General features: G+C 75.3%; 15 protein-coding genes. 6 read left to right on the plus strand and 9 right to left on the minus strand.

Going from position 1 to position 15,799, the window contains the following annotated elements:
* Nucleotides 1-11: 11 nt before the first annotated feature.
* Complete coding sequence (locus IF06_RS0109475; RefSeq protein WP_030270317.1) at nt 12-1,511, minus strand: glycoside hydrolase family 3 protein; 1,500 nt, start codon at nt 1,509-1,511, stop codon at nt 12-14.
* Between the two features lie 139 nt (nt 1,512-1,650).
* Between IF06_RS0109475 and IF06_RS34725 the strand changes: the two genes are divergently transcribed.
* The 4 genes from IF06_RS34725 to IF06_RS0109495 all read left to right on the plus strand — a co-directional run bounded on the left by IF06_RS34725 (nt 1,651) and on the right by IF06_RS0109495 (nt 5,208).
* Entirely contained in the window at nt 1,651-1,773 is a 123-nt protein-coding gene (locus IF06_RS34725; RefSeq protein ID WP_013285408.1) for a hypothetical protein, read from the plus strand.
* Between the two features lie 67 nt (nt 1,774-1,840).
* Nucleotides 1,841-3,472, plus strand: coding sequence for a RecQ family ATP-dependent DNA helicase (locus IF06_RS0109485; protein ID WP_013285407.1), 1,632 nt, complete (start codon nt 1,841-1,843; stop codon nt 3,470-3,472).
* 63 nt (nt 3,473-3,535) lie between these two features.
* Nucleotides 3,536-4,039, plus strand: a complete 504-nt coding sequence (locus tag IF06_RS0109490) for a hypothetical protein (protein WP_013285406.1) — start codon at nt 3,536-3,538, stop codon at nt 4,037-4,039.
* A 125-nt stretch (nt 4,040-4,164) separates the two neighbouring features.
* Complete coding sequence (locus IF06_RS0109495) at nt 4,165-5,208, plus strand: helix-turn-helix domain-containing protein (RefSeq protein ID WP_013285405.1); 1,044 nt, start codon at nt 4,165-4,167, stop codon at nt 5,206-5,208.
* A 177-nt stretch (nt 5,209-5,385) separates the two neighbouring features.
* Here the strand turns inward: IF06_RS0109495 and IF06_RS0109500 are convergent, their stop codons facing one another.
* The 8 genes from IF06_RS0109500 to IF06_RS0109535 are packed head-to-tail and all read right to left on the minus strand — an operon-like array spanning nt 5,386 to nt 14,088.
* Entirely contained in the window at nt 5,386-6,375 is a 990-nt protein-coding gene (locus IF06_RS0109500) for a DNA topoisomerase IB (RefSeq protein ID WP_030270320.1), read from the minus strand.
* The gene (locus IF06_RS0109505) at nt 6,359-7,318 is read right to left on the minus strand and encodes a glycosyltransferase family 9 protein (RefSeq protein WP_013285403.1); all 960 of its coding nucleotides are present in this window, start codon (nt 7,316-7,318) and stop codon (nt 6,359-6,361) included. The genes IF06_RS0109500 and IF06_RS0109505 overlap by 17 nt, the downstream gene beginning before the upstream one ends.
* Nucleotides 7,315-8,016 (minus strand): SDR family oxidoreductase, encoded by a 702-nt coding sequence (locus IF06_RS0109510; RefSeq protein ID WP_013285402.1) that lies wholly within the window; start codon nt 8,014-8,016, stop codon nt 7,315-7,317. The genes IF06_RS0109505 and IF06_RS0109510 overlap by 4 nt, the downstream gene beginning before the upstream one ends.
* 55 nt (nt 8,017-8,071) lie before the next feature.
* Complete coding sequence (locus IF06_RS0109515) at nt 8,072-9,562, minus strand: PfkB family carbohydrate kinase (protein ID WP_013285401.1); 1,491 nt, start codon at nt 9,560-9,562, stop codon at nt 8,072-8,074.
* Nucleotides 9,559-10,251, minus strand: a complete 693-nt coding sequence (locus IF06_RS0109520) for a D-sedoheptulose-7-phosphate isomerase (RefSeq protein ID WP_030270322.1) — start codon at nt 10,249-10,251, stop codon at nt 9,559-9,561. The genes IF06_RS0109515 and IF06_RS0109520 overlap by 4 nt, the downstream gene beginning before the upstream one ends.
* Nucleotides 10,251-11,468 carry a glycosyltransferase gene (locus IF06_RS0109525; protein ID WP_013285399.1) on the minus strand — a complete coding sequence of 406 codons (1,218 nt, stop codon included), beginning with the start codon at nt 11,466-11,468 and terminating at the stop codon, nt 10,251-10,253. The genes IF06_RS0109520 and IF06_RS0109525 overlap by 1 nt, the downstream gene beginning before the upstream one ends.
* Entirely contained in the window at nt 11,453-12,427 is a 975-nt protein-coding gene (locus tag IF06_RS0109530; protein WP_013474832.1) for a glycosyltransferase, read from the minus strand. The genes IF06_RS0109525 and IF06_RS0109530 overlap by 16 nt, the downstream gene beginning before the upstream one ends.
* The gene (locus tag IF06_RS0109535; protein ID WP_030270325.1) at nt 12,424-14,088 is read right to left on the minus strand and encodes an HAD-IIIA family hydrolase; all 1,665 of its coding nucleotides are present in this window, start codon (nt 14,086-14,088) and stop codon (nt 12,424-12,426) included. The genes IF06_RS0109530 and IF06_RS0109535 overlap by 4 nt, the downstream gene beginning before the upstream one ends.
* A 182-nt stretch (nt 14,089-14,270) precedes the next feature.
* Here IF06_RS0109535 and IF06_RS0109540 point away from each other — a divergent pair, with 182 nt between their 5' ends.
* Both IF06_RS0109540 and IF06_RS0109545 read left to right on the plus strand, forming a co-directional pair.
* Nucleotides 14,271-14,717 carry an SRPBCC family protein gene (locus tag IF06_RS0109540; RefSeq protein WP_013285396.1) on the plus strand — a complete coding sequence of 149 codons (447 nt, stop codon included), beginning with the start codon at nt 14,271-14,273 and terminating at the stop codon, nt 14,715-14,717.
* 90 nt (nt 14,718-14,807) lie between these two features.
* The gene (locus tag IF06_RS0109545) at nt 14,808-15,575 is read left to right on the plus strand and encodes a polyprenol monophosphomannose synthase (protein ID WP_013285395.1); all 768 of its coding nucleotides are present in this window, start codon (nt 14,808-14,810) and stop codon (nt 15,573-15,575) included.
* Nucleotides 15,576-15,799: the final 224 nt, after the last annotated feature.

Here is a 15,799-nt window from a genome sequence, read left to right on the forward strand (position 1 = left end):
CGGACCGGGAGTCAGCGCGCCCCGGTCAGCACCTCGGCGGCGGCCCGTGCCGCCGCGGCGGTGGCGCCGTGGGTGGCCAGGTGCACCGCACCGGTGACCAGCTCGGGCACGCCCAGCTCGACCACCACCGCGTCCGGGCGGGCGACGAGCGCACGGCGTACCGCGTCCCGCATCCAGTCGTGCCGGTGCAGGTCGCGCACCACGAGCACCAGCGGCCGGCCGGCGGGCGCCGCGCCCGGGTCGGCCGGTACGGCGTCGGCGGCGTAGCGGGCGGTGGTGGTGCCGGGCGCCAGGTGGGCCAGCGGTGCGGCGATGCCCCACGGCGTCTCCTCGCCGATGGCGATGTTGCGCGGGGGCGCGAACTCCACGACGTGGGCCGGACCGGTCAGCGGCAGCAGCCCGGCGTCGCCGGTGACCCGGACCGCGCGGCGGGCGGCGGCGAGCCCGATCGGTGAGCCGTCGGCGGGCGGCGTGCCGGTGGCCCGGCGGGCGCGGGCGGCGACGCTCCACGCGGCGAGCTGACCGACGCGCTTGGCCGCCTCGGCGAGCCGCTCCTCGGGCAGCTCCCCGCTGATCACCGCCGCGACGATCGCGTCGCGCAGCTCGCGGGCGTCGGCCTCGGTGGCCCGTTCCCCGCCGACGCAGATCGCGTCCGCGCCGGCCACGAGCGCGCGCACGGCGGCGCCGGTGAAGCCGTACCGGTCGGCCACCGCGCGCATCTCCACCGCGTCGGTGACCACCACGCCGCCGAAGCCCATCTCCTCGCGCAGCAGGCCGCCGAGCACGCGCGGGCTGAGCGTGGCGGGCAGCTCCGGGTCCAGCGCCGGCACCAGCAGGTGGCCGGTCATCACCGCCTGCACCCCGGCGGCCACGGCGGCGCGGAACGGGGCCAGCTCGACCGCGTCGAGGCGGGCCCGGTCGCCGCCGATGCGGGGCAGGTCGTGGTGCGAGTCGACACGGGTGTCGCCGTGCCCGGGGAAGTGCTTGGCGCAGGCGGCGACGCCGCCGGCCTGGAGGCCGCGTACCCAGGCGGCGGTGTGCCGGGCGACCAGGTCCGGGTCGGCGCCGAAGGAGCGCACCCCGATGACCGGGTTGGCCGGGTTGGAGTTGACGTCGGCGTCCGGGGCGTAGTCCAGCGTGACGCCGACGGCCGCGAGTTCGGCGCCCAGGTCGCGGGCGACCTCCTCGGTCAGCGCCGGGTCGTCGACAGCGCCGAGCGCGTAGTTGCCGGGACGGGAGCTGCCCCGGGCGGACTCGATCCGGGTGACGTCGCCGGCCTCCTCGTCGATCGCCACGATGACGTCGGGCCGCTCGGCGCGCAGGTTCGCGGTGAGCGTGGCGACCTGCTCGTGGTCGACGACGTTGCGGGCGAACAGGACCACCGAGCCGAGGCCCTCGCCGAGCCAGCGGCACACCCACGGCGGCGGTGTGGTGCCGACGAACCCCGGTTGCAGGACGGCGGCGGCGAGCGCCGCCAGGTCTCCGGTCGATCCCTCGGTCCGCTCGCTCATGTGCTGTCGTACCCCCGTCTCCCCCACGGACCCGCCGGGGCCGGCGGGTGCTGACATGGTCACACCGCGCAGCTAAATAGTCAACAATCCTTACTGTTAGCCGCTGGCGCCCCCGGACCTCGCGTGGGAGAGTTCCCACATGTCCGCTCTGCCGCTCGCCGACGCCACCAGCGCCGCCGACATCCCCGGCGTACGCCTGCTCGGCCTGGTGGTCGGCGGCCTGTTCCTGCTGATCGCGATCCGGGCCATGTTCCGCCGCTGATCCGCGCCGGGCGGTGAGCGGCGGTGCCGGTTTCGCGCGGGATCGCCGGGGGTAGCTGAGGCGCTTGATGAAACTGACCACGCACTCCTCCAGCCTGCGCCGGGCGGCGCGGAACCTGTTCGGCTGGACCGCGCTGCGGCCCAACCAGCTCGCCGCCATGCGCGCCGTGATGAAGCGCCGTGACGCCCTGGTGGTGCTGCCCACCGGCGCCGGCAAGTCGGCGATCTACCAGATCCCGGCCAGCCTGATCCCCGGCCCGACTGTGGTGATCTCCCCCCTGCTGGCGTTGCAGCAGGACCAGATCGCCGCGCTCAACGAACGGCAGCGCCCGGAGCTGCGCGCGGTGCGGATCAGCTCGGACGAGAGCGCCGCCCAGCAGGCCGAGGCGATCGAGGACATCCGCGCCGGGCGCGCGGAGTTCCTGTTCATCACGCCGGAGGCGCTGAGCAACCCGGACCGGCTCGCCGAGGTCCGCGAGCTGAAGCCGGCGCTGGTGGCGATCGACGAGGCGCACTGCATCTCCGCGTGGGGCCACGACTTCCGGCCGGACTACCTGGCGCTCGGTCACCTGATCGACGGTCTCGGCCGCCCGCCGGTGGTGGCGCTCACCGCGACCGCCTCCCCGCCGGTACGCGACGACATCATCGCCCGGCTGCGGCTGCGCGAGCCGGAGGTGGTGGTCTCCGGGCTGGACCGGCCCAACCTCTTCCTGGAGGTGGCCCACTGCCCGACCGACGACTACCGGTGGCGGCGGCTGATCGCGCTGCTGCGCGACGACGAGCGGCCCGGAATCATCTACGTGCCGACCCGGCGGGCGGCCGAGGAGCTGGCCGAGCGGCTCACCGGCGCCGGTTTCCCGGCCGAGTTCTACCACGGCGGCATGCCCACCGCGGCCCGGCACGAGCTGCACGAGGCGTTCCTCGCCGACCGGGTGCCGATCATGGTGGCCACGTCGGCGTTCGGCATGGGGATCGACAAGCCGAACATCGCCTGGGTGGTGCACATGGCGCTGCCCGACTCGCCGGACAGCTACTTCCAGGAGATCGGCCGGGCCGGGCGCGACGGCTCGCCGGCCCGGGTGCTGCTGCTGTGGCGCGCCGAGGACGTCGGCCTCCAGCGTTACTTCAGCGGCGGTCTGCCGGACGAGAAGGAACTGACCGAACTCGCCGCGGTGCTGCGCGGCAAGGCCCGCAACCGCAAGGAGCTGCGCGAGCTGACCGGCCTCGGTCCGCGCAAGCTGGGGCAGTACCTGTCCCTGCTGGAGCAGGTCGGCGCCGCCGAGCCACGGGCCAAGCAGCGCATCGGCGCACCCCGGTACGCGCCGGCGGCCGCCGACTCCGGCCGCGCCGCGCTGGCCGAGGCGGAACGGCAGCAGACAGTGACCCGGTCGCGTACCGACATGATGCGCGCCTTCGCCGAGACCACCGGCTGCCGGGGGCAGGCCCTGCTGGCGTACTTCGGTGAGCAGATGCACGAGGTCTGCGGGCACTGCGACAACTGCCACGCGGGCACCAGTGTGGCGGGTGACGGCGCGGTCGGGCCGTTCCCGGTGCACAGCCAGGTACGCCACCCGGAGTGGGGCGCCGGTCTGGTGCTCAGCTACGAGGAGGACCGGATGACGGTGCTCTTCGACGAGGTGGGCTACAAGACGCTGTCCGTGCGCGTGGTGTCCGAACAGGGCCTGCTGGAGCTGGACTAGCCTGACCCGGGCGCCGCGGGGGCGCCCGTCGACAACGACGACCACGGCGAAAGGGGCCTGATCGTGATCGAGCAGCCGGCGTACACCCGGTTCGGCGTCTCCGACGAGGAGTGGGGACTGCTTGTGGGGCTGCCGCAGTCGGTGCTCACCGCGGCGGCCGCCGCCGAGTCCGACGGCACCCGTCGCACCATGGCCGAGAACGCCGCCGGGCTGGAGACCATCGCCGCCGGCCGGGAGTCGGCCAGCCCGCTGGTCGCCGCGGTGGCCGGTGAGGTCGTCGACCGGGTGGGCGACCCGGAGACCGGCGCGGAGCTGCCGGTGATCACGCCGCAGGACCCGAAGGCGATGATCGAGGACGTGCTGGCCCGGGCCGGGCAGGCGTCCGCGCTGCTCGCCGCGCGGGTGGACGAGGGGCAGGCCGGGGCGTACCGGCACTGGCTGGTGGACATCGCCGAGCAGGTGGTGGGCGCGGCCTCCACGGGCGGCATCCTGGGCCTCGGCGGCGACGCGGTGACCGATTCCGAGCGCCGTTTCCGCGACCGGCTGTCCCAGGTGCTGAACGACTGAACGGACTCCTAACAGAGGTTTCCCCGGTCCGTCAATGACGGACGTCACGGCCCCACGGGTGTCGCTTTTCGGCCCCGTGGGGCGTCCTGTTTGTGCAGGGCGTGACGAACACGGGGAGTCGTTCTATGGACGGGAAGCTGCACCGGCAGGTCCTCGACACGCAGGCGCTGCCGCCGCGGGAGCGGTTCGGCATGTGGCTGGACATGATGGCGAGCACCCCGACGCCGCTGCGGGTGCGCACCGCGCACGCCGACGACTTCGTCGCCCGGGCCGAGTTCGTCGACCTGGGCCGGATGCAGCTCATCCGCTACCGCTACCCGTCGGTGGACTGCGTGCGCACCTCGAAACTGATCCAGCGCTCCGACCCCGACTACTACCTGCTCGCGCTGACGCTCAGCGGCACCAGCCAGGCCGACCAGGAGGGGCAGCGCGCCCGGTGCCGCCCCGGCGACCTCACCTTCTACGACTGCTCCCGCCCGCACGAGGTCAGTCACCACGCGGACCCCGCGGGGTCCGCGTACGCCCACTCGATCGTGGCCCTGATGCCGTACGACGCGCTGCCGTTGCCGCCCCGCCGGCTCGCTCCCCTGTTCGCCGGCCGGATGTCCGGCTCCGAGGGCGTCGGCGGGCTGGTCGCCGACTTCCTCATCCGGATCACCGCGAACCCCGAGCAGTACCACGCGGCCGACGCGGAGCGGCTCGGCGCCGTCGGTCTCGACCTGGTCGCCACGCTGCTGGGCCGCAACCTCGTCTCCGAGGACGAGATGCCCACCGAGGTCCGGCGCCGGGCCCTCCAGGCCCAGGTACGCGCGTACGTGCGCCAGCACCTCGGCGACGCCACGCTCGACCCGGGCGCGATCGCCGACGCGCACCACATCTCGGTGCGCTCGCTGCACCGGCTCTTCGAGGACGAGGAGACCACAGTTGCCGCGTACATCAGGGACGAGCGGCTGGCCCGGTGCCGCCGCGACCTCGCCGACCCGGCGCTGAGCGACCGCTCGATCCAGGTCATCGCCGCCCGCTGGGGCTTCCGGGACAAGGCGCACTTCAGCCGGGTCTTCCGGACCACGCAGGGCGAGACGCCGCAGGAGTACCGGGCCCGTCACCTGGAATCGGCACGGATCGTCAACAGCACGGCATCCGCCGTCAACCTGTCCCGTACATACTGAAACCCGGGCCTGTACCGCTCGCGGTGGGCCCGCGGATATCGGGGGGCCGGGCGCGGCGTCCGCGGCGGTCCCGGCCGCGGGCGGCCCCGCCCGGTGATGCTTCCCGGGACCGCACCGGCGGCCGAGATTTCCGGCCCCGTCGCGCTTCCCCCCAGGACCGACGGGGCCGGTCGGCGGTCAGCCGGCCTCCTCCTCCAGCAACGCCAGCACCGACTTCTCCACCGCCTCGCGCGGCATCTCCGGCTGCACCGGCGCCAGCACCCCGTCGTGGTAGAGGTCGACCACGCGCGGGTCCACGTACGAGGTCCGGGCCACAGTCGGGGTGTTGCCGAGCAGTTCGGCCACCGAACGCATCACCCCCGCCACGGCGCGCCTGCGGGCGGTGGCGGAGCGCTGCGGACCCACAGTGGCCAGTTCGGCTGCGGCCAGCACCGTCGCGTGCCAGGTACGGAAGTCCTTCGCGGTCATCTCGCCGCCGCTGGCGTCGCGCAGGTAGTCGTTCACCTCGTCGCTGCGCACGTCGCGCCAGGAGCGGCCGTCCCAGTAGCCGAACAGCCGTTCCTGGGCGCGCCGGCGACGGCGCAGGTTGAGCAGCACCCGGCACAGTTCGGCGTCCTCGATCCGGCGGACCTGGTCGATGCCGCCCTTGGCCGGGAACTCGAACACCACGCAGCCGCCCCGGGAGCGGGCGTGCTCGGGGCGCAGCGTGGACACGCCGAACGTCGGGTCGTCGCCGGTGGCGTACTGGTCGCTGCCGACCCGGAACGCGCCCATGTCGAGCAGCCGGGCGACGGTGGCCAGCACCCGTTCGCGGCGCAGGCCGCGCAGCGCCAGGTCGTGCGTGACCCGGTCGCGCAGCACGGGCAGCCGGTGCGCCACCTCCAGCACGTGGTCGAACTTGGCCTCGTCGCGCTTGCGCCGCCAGCCCGGGTGGTAGAGGTACTGCTTGCGGCCCGCCGCGTCGATGCCGGTGGCCTGGATGTGGCCGTTCGGGTACGGCGAGATCCACACGTCCCGCCAGGCGGGCGGGATCACCAGCTCGCGCAGCCGGGCCAGTTCCTCGCCCTCGCGAACCGGTTCGCCGGACGGGTCGAGGAACAGCCAGCCCTTGCCGCGCCGCCGGCGGGCGTACCCCGGCCGGCCCGGATCGCTACGCCGCAACCGCACCGGAGACCCGTTCCACGTCTGCCACCGCAGCCACCACCTCGTCGATCCCGATGGCATCCAATGTCGGGTGGGTTCCTACCCCGCCCGACCCGGTCGAATCCGGGTTGACGGGCGTGGGCTCGATCGCACCCAGCGCCCGGTGCCGGGGCCGGTCCGGCGGCGGGCCCCAGTGCGCCGCCGGCACCGGGCCGAACAGCACCACCGACGCGGTGCCGTAGCCGGTGGCGAGGTGCGCCACGCCGGTGTCCCCGCTGACCACCAGCCGCGCGCCCGCGACGAGCGCGGCCATCTCGGCCAGTCCGGTCCGGCCGGCCAGCACCGCCTCCGGCGGCAGCCCGGCGTCGCGGGCGACCCGCTCGGCCAGCGCCCGCTCGTCCGGCGAGCCGGTGACCGCCACCCGGTGCCCGCGCGCGGCCAGCTCCCGGGCCAGCCCGGCGAACCGGTCCGCCGGCCAGCGCTTCGCCGGGATCTTGCCGCCCGGGTGCAGCAGCGTCACCCCGGCCGGTACGCCGGTCAGCGCCGGACGCCGCAGCGCCAGGTCCCCCGGGTCGGCCGGCAGCCCGTACGCGTGCAGCAGGCGGCACCAGCGGCGGACCTCGTGCTCGTCGTCGTCCCAGGCCGGGCCGTCCGGGTGCCCGGCGCCCGGGTTGCTGTGGGCGAGCAGCCGGCCGGGGCGTACGGCGGCCAGCGCCCGGTGCGACTGCGGCCCGCGGCCGTGCAGGTTGACCGCCACCTCGGGGGGCGGGCCGGTCCACGCGATCCGGTCCGGCCCGGCGGTGGGCAGCACCCGGTCGACCGCCCCGGTCAGCTCCGCCAGCGGCGCCAGCCAGCCCGGCGCGGCGAGCACCAGCTCCCGGCCCGGCAGGCCGGCGCGCAGGCCACGCAGCGCCGGCACGGCGGTGGCCAGGTCGCCGACCCCGAGCGCCCGCAGCACCAGGATCACGGGTACGAGGACTCCTGCGCGGCGCAGACCACCATCTCGCGTACCGCGCAGCCGGCCGGCTGGGACAGCGCGAACATGACGGCGGCGGCGGTGTCGGCCGGCTCGTTGAGCACCGCGTCCGGGCCGGGGCGGTACTGCGCGTCCCGCTCGTCGAAGAACGCGGTCCGCATCCCGCCCGGGATCAGCAGCGTCACGCCGACAGCGCCGGCGAGTTCCGCGGCGAGCGCCCGGGTGAAGCCCACCACCCCGAACTTCGCCGCGCAGTACGCTGTCGCGTCGCTGACCGCCTTCACCCCGAGCGTGGAGGCCACAGTGACGATGCTGCCCCGGGACGCCTCCAGCCAGGGCAGCGCGGCCCGGATCACCGCGGCGGTGGCGAGCAGGTCCACTGTGACGATCCGCTCCCAGGTCTCGGCCGGGATGTCGGCCAGCTTCCCGGGCACGTCCATCCCGGCGGCGGTGACCACGGCGTCCAGCCCGCCGGAGCGTTCCGCGAGGTCGCGGGTGGCGGCCTCGGCGGCGCGGGTGTCGGCCAGGTCGCACTCGACCCAGGGCACCCCGTCGGCGGGGCGCTGCCGGTCCAGCACCAGCGGGCGCCCACCGGCGCGGGCCACCGCGGCGACCACCGCCGCGCCGAGCCCGCTGGAGCCGCCGGTGACCAGGACGGTCGGCCCGGCTCCGGGCGCGCCGGCGCTCACGCCGCCACCGTCGGACCGGCGGGCGCGACCGCGCCGGGTCGGATGCGTCGCTCGTTCATCGTGCTCCCTTCGCCGTGGACCGGACCTGCGCGACGGCCTCGGCCGGGTCGCCCGACGCGGCCGGCCAGCCGCCGCTGCCCCGCCCGGCCCGCGCCGCCGCGATCATGTCGGTGGTCGAGCGCCCGTCGAGGTACGGCACGACCACCGTGTGACCGCCCCAGCGGGCCAGGATCTCCGTCTCGGGCAAGGTCTCCGGGCCGCCGCCGCTGGCGTAGTCGCCGCCCTTGACCCAGATGTCCGGGCGCAGCCAGGACAGCGCCGCCTCCGGTGTCGGCTCGTCGAAGATCAGCACCGCGTCGACGCAGCCGAGCGCGGCGAGCAGCCGCCCCCTGTCGCCCTGCGGCACGACCGGGCGCTCCGGACCCTTGAGCCCCGCCACGCTGGCGTCGGAGTTGAGGCAGACCACCAGGCAGTCGCCGAGCTGCCGGGCCGCCTGGAGCGTCGCCACGTGCCCGGCGTGCAGCAGGTCGAAGCAGCCGCCGGTGGCGACCACCGTGCCGCCGGCCGCACGTACCCGCGCCACCACCTCGCCGGCCGCCCCGGCGCCGATCCGGTCCCCGCCGCCGGTGACCACCGCCGGGGCGACCGCCCGCACCGGCGCGGGCAGCGCGGCGGCGACGCCGCCGCCGGCCACGTACGCCGACGCCTCGGTGACCGCCTCCTGCACCGCCTCGGACACGAGCGCGCCCCGGGCCAGGGCCAACGTCGCGGTGGACGCGAACCGGTCGCCGGCCCCGCAGGTGTCCCCCTCGGCGGGCGGCGCCGGCACCACCAGGGGCGTGGACCCGGCGTGGCTGAGCAGCGCGCCGTCCCCGCCGAGCGTCACCGCCACCGCGCGCGCCTGCCAGCGGCGGCGCAAGGCGTGCGCGCTACGCGACGCGACGGCCAGGCGGGAGCCGCCCGGCGGCGTCTTGGCCAGCTCGCGGGCCTCCGGCTCGTTCGGGGTGGCCAGGTGCACCCCGGGTACGGCGGCCGGCCCGCGCGGATGCGGATCCCAGACCACAGGCGCCCGGGTTGCGGCCAGCGCCGCCCGCAGCGCCGGATGCCCGGCCACGCCCCGGCCGTAGTCGCTCACCAGTACGGCGGACGCGTCGGCGATCAGCCGCAGCACGGCGTCGCTGGGCTGACCGGGCGCACCGGCGCTCCCGCCCCGGTCGTGGCGCAGCAGCACCCGTCCGCGCGCCCGCAGCCGGATCTTCTCCGGGGTGGCGCCGGCCAGCGGAAGCGCGTACAACCGGACCCCGGCGGCGGCGAGCAACGTGCCCAGCCGGGCCCCGCCCGCGTCGTCGGCGACGGCGGTGACCAGCGCGACCTCGGCGCCCTGCGCGGCGGCGAAGACGGCGGCCAGCCCGGCGCCACCGGGCCGGTCGACGGATACGGTCTCGTCCAGCACCGGCACCGGGGAGTCCGGGCAGAGCCGGTTCACCAGACCTTCGACGTCGCGGTCCAGCAGCGTGTCACCGAGCACCACCACCGGTCCCCTCATGCCGGGCCTCCCCGGCCGGCCGTCGCCGTCGGGTCCGGCTCGCCGACGACGACCTCGACACCCGCGCGTACCGGCCCGGCCGCCGGCTGGGCGGCGAGCGCGGCGGGCAGCGCCAGTTCGACGTACTCGCAGAGCACGTGCGAGGCCACCAGGTGCAGTTCCTGCACCACCTGCCCGTCCGGCGAGTCGATCGCCAGATGCTCGTGGCAGAGGTCGGCGAGGGGGTTGGGTGCGGGTCCGGTGAAGGCCCAGCAGCGCAGGCCCGCCTGGTGTGCGGCGTGGGCGGCGGTGAGGAGGTTGGTGCTGGTGCCGCTGGTGGTCATGAGCAGGAGGTGGTCGTGGGGCCGGCCGTGGGCGCGGACCTGCCGGGCGAAGGTTTCGTCGTATCCGTAGTCGTTGGCGATGGCGGTGACGGCGCTGGTCTCGGCGTGCAGGGCGATGGCGGAGAGGGGTTGGCGGTCGTGGCGGAGTTTGCCGACGAGTTCGGCGGTGAGGTGCTGGGCTTCGGCGGCGCTGCCGCCGTTGCCCGCCACCAGCAACCGGCCACCGGCGGCGAGCCGCTGCGCCAGCTCCTCGCCCCAGCGGGCCAGCATCTGCTCCGCCTCCCGCAGCGGCAGCAACGCGGCGGCCAGCAGGCTCAGGTGGTCCTCCAGCACCGTCGCGCCGGTGGCCGGCGTCCCGGCCGTCATCAGGCGACCACCCGGGTCGGGCGGCGCACGGTGGCCACCTCGCCGTACAGCTCGGTGAGGCGGTCCGCGGTGGTGGCCCAGGAGTAGCGGGTGCGTGCCCGCTCCAGCGCGGCGGTGGCGTAGGCGAAGCGGCGGATCCGGTCGCCGAGCAGACCCCGGATCGCCGCGCCGAGCGCCGCCGGCTCCCGGGGTGGCACCAGGTCGCCGGTGCGTCCGGCCACCACCGTGTCGATCAGCCCGCCGACAGCCGTCGCGACCACCGGTACGCCGCAGGCCATCGCCTCCAGCGGGGTGAGCCCGAACGGCTCGTACCAGGGGGCGGCCACGAGCACGTCGGCCGACCGGTACCAGCGGCCCATCTCCTCCCGGGGGACCGCGCCGACCAGCCGTACCCGGTCGGCGACGCCGAGCGAGTGGGCCAGCGCGCGCAGGCGCAACGCGTACGGGTCGGTCTCCAGCAGCCCGGCCGGCGGCCCGCCGACGACCACGCACTCGGCGTCCGGCACCTCGGCGACGGCCCGGATGACGTCCTGGAAGCCCTTGCGTTCGACCAGCCGGCCGACGGTGAGGACGCGGGCCCGGCCGCCGTCACGGTCGGCGACCGGGCCGAGCGGGGAGAACGTCGTGAGGTTCACCCCCGACGGCACGACAGTCATCCGGGACCGGGGCACGCCCATCCGGACCAGTTCGGCGACCTCGTCCTGGCACTGGGCGACCACCCGGTCCACCGAGCGGCCCAGCTTCCGCTCGTGCTCGACCCGGCCCGGCGGGCTGGTGTCCTGCACGCCCTGGTGGCGGCGCTTGACGGTGCCGAGCGCGTGGTACGTCTGCACCATCGGCACGCCCGCGCGGCGGGCCGCGGCGAGACCCGCCAGCCCGCTCATCCAGAAGTGCGCGTGCACCACCTCGGGCTGCCAGTCGCCGGTGCGCCACCGGTCGGCCAGCCACTGCCCGAACGACGGCATGTACGGCAGCAGGTCGTCCTTGGCCACCGGTTCGGCCGGCCCGGCCGGTACGTGGACCACCTCGTACCCGTCCGGGGTGCGGACGCTCACCGGCAGATCCACCGCGTCGAGGCGGGTGTAGACGCGCACGTCGTGACCGGCGGCCGCGAGCGCGGCGGAGAGCTCCGCGACATGCGTGTTCTGGCCACCGGCGTCCTCCCCGCCGAGGACGGCGAGCGGGCTGGCATGCTCCGAGATCATCGCGATGCGCATACTTCCTCCTCCAGCAGCCGGTCCCAGTCGGCGAGGAATCGATCCAGGCCGTAGCGGTCCCGGGCGGCGGCCCGGGCCACGGCGCCCGCCCGGCGGGCGGACTCCGGGTCGTCCAGCAGGCCACGGGCGGCGTCGACGAGCGTGTCGACGCGGGTGGACAGCGCGCCCGCGGCAGGCGGCACCGCCTCCACCGCCTCGGTCGTGGCCAGTGCCACCACGGGCATGCCCATGGTCATGGCCTCGACGAGGCTGAGGCCGAGTGAGGTCCAGCGGCACAGGTGCAGGTACGCGCGCCGTTTGGCGAGTTCGGCGTGCATGGCGTGCTGGGGTACGTCGTCGTGGCTGGTCAGCCGGTCCTCGGGCAGGCCGAGGTGGGCGGCGAGACCGTCCACCTTCATGCCGTAGACGTCCAGCGGCGCCAGCGCGGCGAACCGGGCGAGCAGGTCGGTGCCGGTGACCCGCCAGCGGCGTACCGGCTCGTTGATGACCACGGCGAGGCGGTCGAGTTCCCCGGTCCACTCGACGTTCGGCGGTACGACGCCGTGGTCGACGACTGTGGTCCTGGTCGCGCCGTTGTCCCAGAACAGCTCGTTGAACGCGGTGACGTGCGTGAGCAGCAGGTCGTCGCGGTCGGCCATCGGGTGCCGGGTGTTCGGCACGTCGCCTTTCGGGGTGTTGTGCTCGACGTAGATGGCCGGCACGTCCCGGCCCGGCCGGCGGCCGAGCCACTCCGCCGCCAGGTCGAGTTCCTCCGGGCGTTGCAGGATCACCAGGTCCACGTCGGTGTCGCGCAGGTCTTCGGGAGTGACCTCGACGGCGCTGTCCGGCCACGGGTAGGTGCGCGCCCGGCCCAGCCCGTACGGACCCCGGTCCGGCGTGACCGGCACCAGGTAGCGGTGTTTGCCGTGCACGAAGGAGGTCGTCCACGACCCGTGGACGTGCCACAGCAGGATGTTCATCCGGCCACCCCGCCCGCCACCGGCGCCGGCACGCCGAGCAGCCGCAACGCCTCCAGGACCCGTCCCGGCTCGACAGCCGACAGGCACGGGTGGCCGGGGACCGGGCAGACGGTGGCGCGGGTGTCCCGGCACGCCGCCCCCGCGTCACCGAGCCGCACCGTCGGCACCCGGTAGGGCCCCCACTGCCCGAACGGCACCGTCGGCGCGAACAGGCTCACCACCGGCACGCCGAGCGCGGCGGCCAGGTGCGCCGGGCCGGTGTTGCCCACCACCAGCGCCCCGGCGCCGGCGATGACCGCCGCCAGGTCGTCCAGCCCGGTCCGCCCGCCCAGGTCGACGCCGCCCGCCGCAGCGACGCGCGCGGTCAGCTCCCGCTCGTCCGGTCCGCCGGTGACCACGACCCGGTAGCCTGCGGCGCCGAGCACGCGGACCACGCGGGTGGCCAGTTCCTCCGGGCAGGCGCGGGTCTCCACCGACGATCCGGGGTGCAGGACCACGTAGCCGGGCTCGCCGGCGTCGGCCGCGCGCGGCGGAAGCCGGTCGGTGCGGATGCGCAGCGCCGGTTCGTCGTGGCCGGGCAGCGCGAAGCCGGCTGCGGCGGCGAGGGACAGGGCGCGTTCGGGTTCGGGCACGCCTGCCGGGACGCGGTGGCGGACGTCGAGCAGGCTGCCGGGGTAGTCGTCGCTGATGGCGCTGATCCGGGGTACCCCGGCCAGGCGCAGAAGCAGGGCCAGGGGCAGGGCGGACTGGTGGAAGGAGGTGAACACGACAGCCTCGTCGGCGCGTACCTCCGACAGCCGGTCGGTCAGCGCGCGCACGGCGCCGGGGTCGACGGGTGGGGCGGGCGCGTCGATCCACGGCAGCGGCGCCTCGATGATCTCGTCCACGCCTGGGAGCAGTTCGGCGGCGGCCCGGCCGCGTGGCCCGCACAGCAGCACCACCCGCTGCGCGCCGGCCGCGACCGCCCGGATGCCCGGACCGGTCACCAGCACGTCGCCCGCCGCGTCGCTGCGCACCACCAGCACCGTGTCCCGGCGTGACCGGCGCGCGGGCTGCGGCGCGGCCGTCAGGCGCATCCGGGCCAGCACGATGCCCACCGCGTCCGGCAGGTCGGCCGCGACAGTGGGCGCGGCAGCCACCTCGGCGGCCCGGGTGGCGGGCGTGGGCACCATGATCGCCGCGGCGCCGGCCGCGGCGGCGGCTGCCGTGTCCGCGCCGATGTCCCCGATCACCACGCAGCGGGTCGGCGTGGTCCCGAGCGCGGCCGCGGCCTCGTGCACGAGGCCGGGCGCGGGCTTGCGGCAGACGCACCCGTCGGCCTCGGCGTGCGGGCAGATCGCCCAGTGGTCGAAGGGCCCGAGCAGTTCCTCCACCCGGGCGTTGACCAGACGCAGGTCGTGCGCCGTGAAGCAGCCCCGGGCCAGGCCGGACTGGTTGGTGACCACCGCCAGCCGCAACCCGGCCGCCCGCAACCGGTCCAGCGCCTCCCGGGCGCCCGGCACCGGCCGGACCTTCTCCGGGTCGCCGTTGTACGGCACATCCTCCACCAGCGTGCCGTCCCGGTCCAGCAGGACCGCGTCGTACAGGCCGGACGGGAACCGGTCAGCACCCGGGTCAACCCGGGCTGACCTGCACTGATCCCGCTCGTGGTCCCGTCGCACGGGCGGCGGGTTCCCGAGGCCCCGAGGAGTAAACGTCGACGTCGGCGCCAGGCCGCCCCGCCGGTGCCGCACAGCCGGGTGCACGCCTGCCACGACCGGCCCGGTCCGGCGATACCCGCCGCCCCGGAGAAGCTAACCCGGATCGCCGTTAGCGACGGCCCGTGCCGGGGTACCGCTCGGTGATGGCGGTTGTGGAGAAGGTGATCGACGCGCCCCCGGAGCAGGTCTTCGAGGTGCTCGCGGACGGGTGGACGTACAGCGACTGGGTGGTGGGCACCGCGCACGTACGGGACGTGGACGACACGTGGCCGCGCGTCGGCAGCCGGCTGCACCACCGGGCCGGGCCGTGGCCGTTCTCGCTCCAGGACAAGTCGACGGTGCTGGAGTGCCAGTCGCCGCACCGGCTGGTGCTGCGCGCCGGGCTGTGGCCGGCCGGGGAGGCGATCGTGGCGTTCGCCCTGGAGCCGCTGGACGACGGCAGGACCCGGGTGACGATCGGCGAGGACTTCGCCGCCGGACCGCTGCGGTGGGTCCGGACCAAGCTCAACGACCTGGTGCTGCATCTTCGCAACCGGGAGACGCTGGCCCGGCTGTCCGACATCGCGACGAGGCAGAAGCCGGAGCGGTGATCGATCGGTGGCGGGGCGTCTGTGCGGCTGCCGCGCGAGGGACTGGCTACCCTCTCAGGTGAACCTGTCGGCTGACCGAGGATGTCCGTGATGATCGAACCCGTGCAGTTACCCTCCCCGTGGGGGGATGCGCGCCTGACCGTCGTCGTTCCGACCTACAACGAGGCGGGCAACCTCCCGGTGCTGGTCGAGCGCCTCCTCGCGCTGCCGCTGCCGGGGCTGAAGGTGCTGGTCGCCGACGACAACTCCCCGGACGGTACCGGCGAGGTCGCCGACAAGCTGGCCATCGAGCACCCGGACCGGGTGACGGTGCTGCACCGCCCGGGCAAGGAGGGTCTCGGCCGGGCGTACGTGGACGGCATCGGCCGGGCGCTCGACGACGGCGCGGACTTCGTCGCGCAGATGGACGCCGACCTGTCGCACCCGCCGGAGGCGCTGCCCGGCATGCTCGGCGCGCTGCTGTCCACCCAGGCTTCGGTGGTCATCGGCTCGCGCTACGTGCCCGGCGGTGAGCTGGACGAGAACTGGCCGCTGTACCGGCGCGCGCTCAGCGGCTGGGCGAACCTGTACGTGCACACGCTGCTGCGGGTACGCATCCGCGACCTGACCGCCGGCTTCAAGATCTGGCGGGCGGATGCGCTGCGCGCGATCGGGCTGGACCGGGTGCAGTCCAACGGCTACAGCTTCCAGGTGGAGATGCACTACCTCGCCACCAAGCTGGGCCACACGATCCTGGAGGTGCCGATCCGCTTCGAGGAGCGCCGCGACGGCGACTCGAAGATGACCACCGCCACGAAGATCGAGAGCGCGCTGATGCCGTTCAAGCTGCGCAGCCGGCACCGCAACCTGGACTCCTGACCCGCTCTCCCGCACGTCCACCGCGCCCTCACGCTGCGTCATTGTCACCGTGCGTGAGGGCGCGGTCGTCCCGCCACTTTTCCTGTCGGCGCCTTTGCTCTGCAGCCATCGGCGCAGCACCGTCCTGAGCAGGGGTGCTTTCCGGGGGGCCGTTTCGCCGGGCGCCCGCTGCGGACACGGTGCGTGACCGATGCGTATGCGGGTGCAGAGCAAAGGCGGTGGTG

Origin of the sequence: Micromonospora globosa, from assembly GCF_000717585.1 — a bacterium.
Lineage (GTDB): Bacteria > Actinomycetota > Actinomycetes > Mycobacteriales > Micromonosporaceae > Micromonospora > Micromonospora aurantiaca.

Coding starts and splice junctions, on each gene's coding strand:
- IF06_RS0109485 (WP_013285407.1), top strand. CDS start 1,841: ATGAAACTGACCACGCACTCCTCCAGCCTGCGCCGGGCGGCGCGGAAC.
- IF06_RS0109515 (WP_013285401.1), bottom strand. CDS start 9,562: ATGAGGGGACCGGTGGTGGTGCTCGGTGACACGCTGCTGGACCGCGAC.
- IF06_RS0109475 (WP_030270317.1), bottom strand. CDS start 1,511: ATGAGCGAGCGGACCGAGGGATCGACCGGAGACCTGGCGGCGCTCGCC.
- IF06_RS0109530 (WP_013474832.1), bottom strand. CDS start 12,427: ATGAACATCCTGCTGTGGCACGTCCACGGGTCGTGGACGACCTCCTTC.
- IF06_RS0109545 (WP_013285395.1), top strand. CDS start 14,808: ATGATCGAACCCGTGCAGTTACCCTCCCCGTGGGGGGATGCGCGCCTG.
- IF06_RS34725 (WP_013285408.1), top strand. CDS start 1,651: ATGTCCGCTCTGCCGCTCGCCGACGCCACCAGCGCCGCCGACATCCCC.
- IF06_RS0109525 (WP_013285399.1), bottom strand. CDS start 11,468: ATGCGCATCGCGATGATCTCGGAGCATGCCAGCCCGCTCGCCGTCCTC.
- IF06_RS0109495 (WP_013285405.1), top strand. CDS start 4,165: ATGGACGGGAAGCTGCACCGGCAGGTCCTCGACACGCAGGCGCTGCCG.
- IF06_RS0109540 (WP_013285396.1), top strand. CDS start 14,271: ATGGCGGTTGTGGAGAAGGTGATCGACGCGCCCCCGGAGCAGGTCTTC.
- IF06_RS0109520 (WP_030270322.1), bottom strand. CDS start 10,251: ATGACGGCCGGGACGCCGGCCACCGGCGCGACGGTGCTGGAGGACCAC.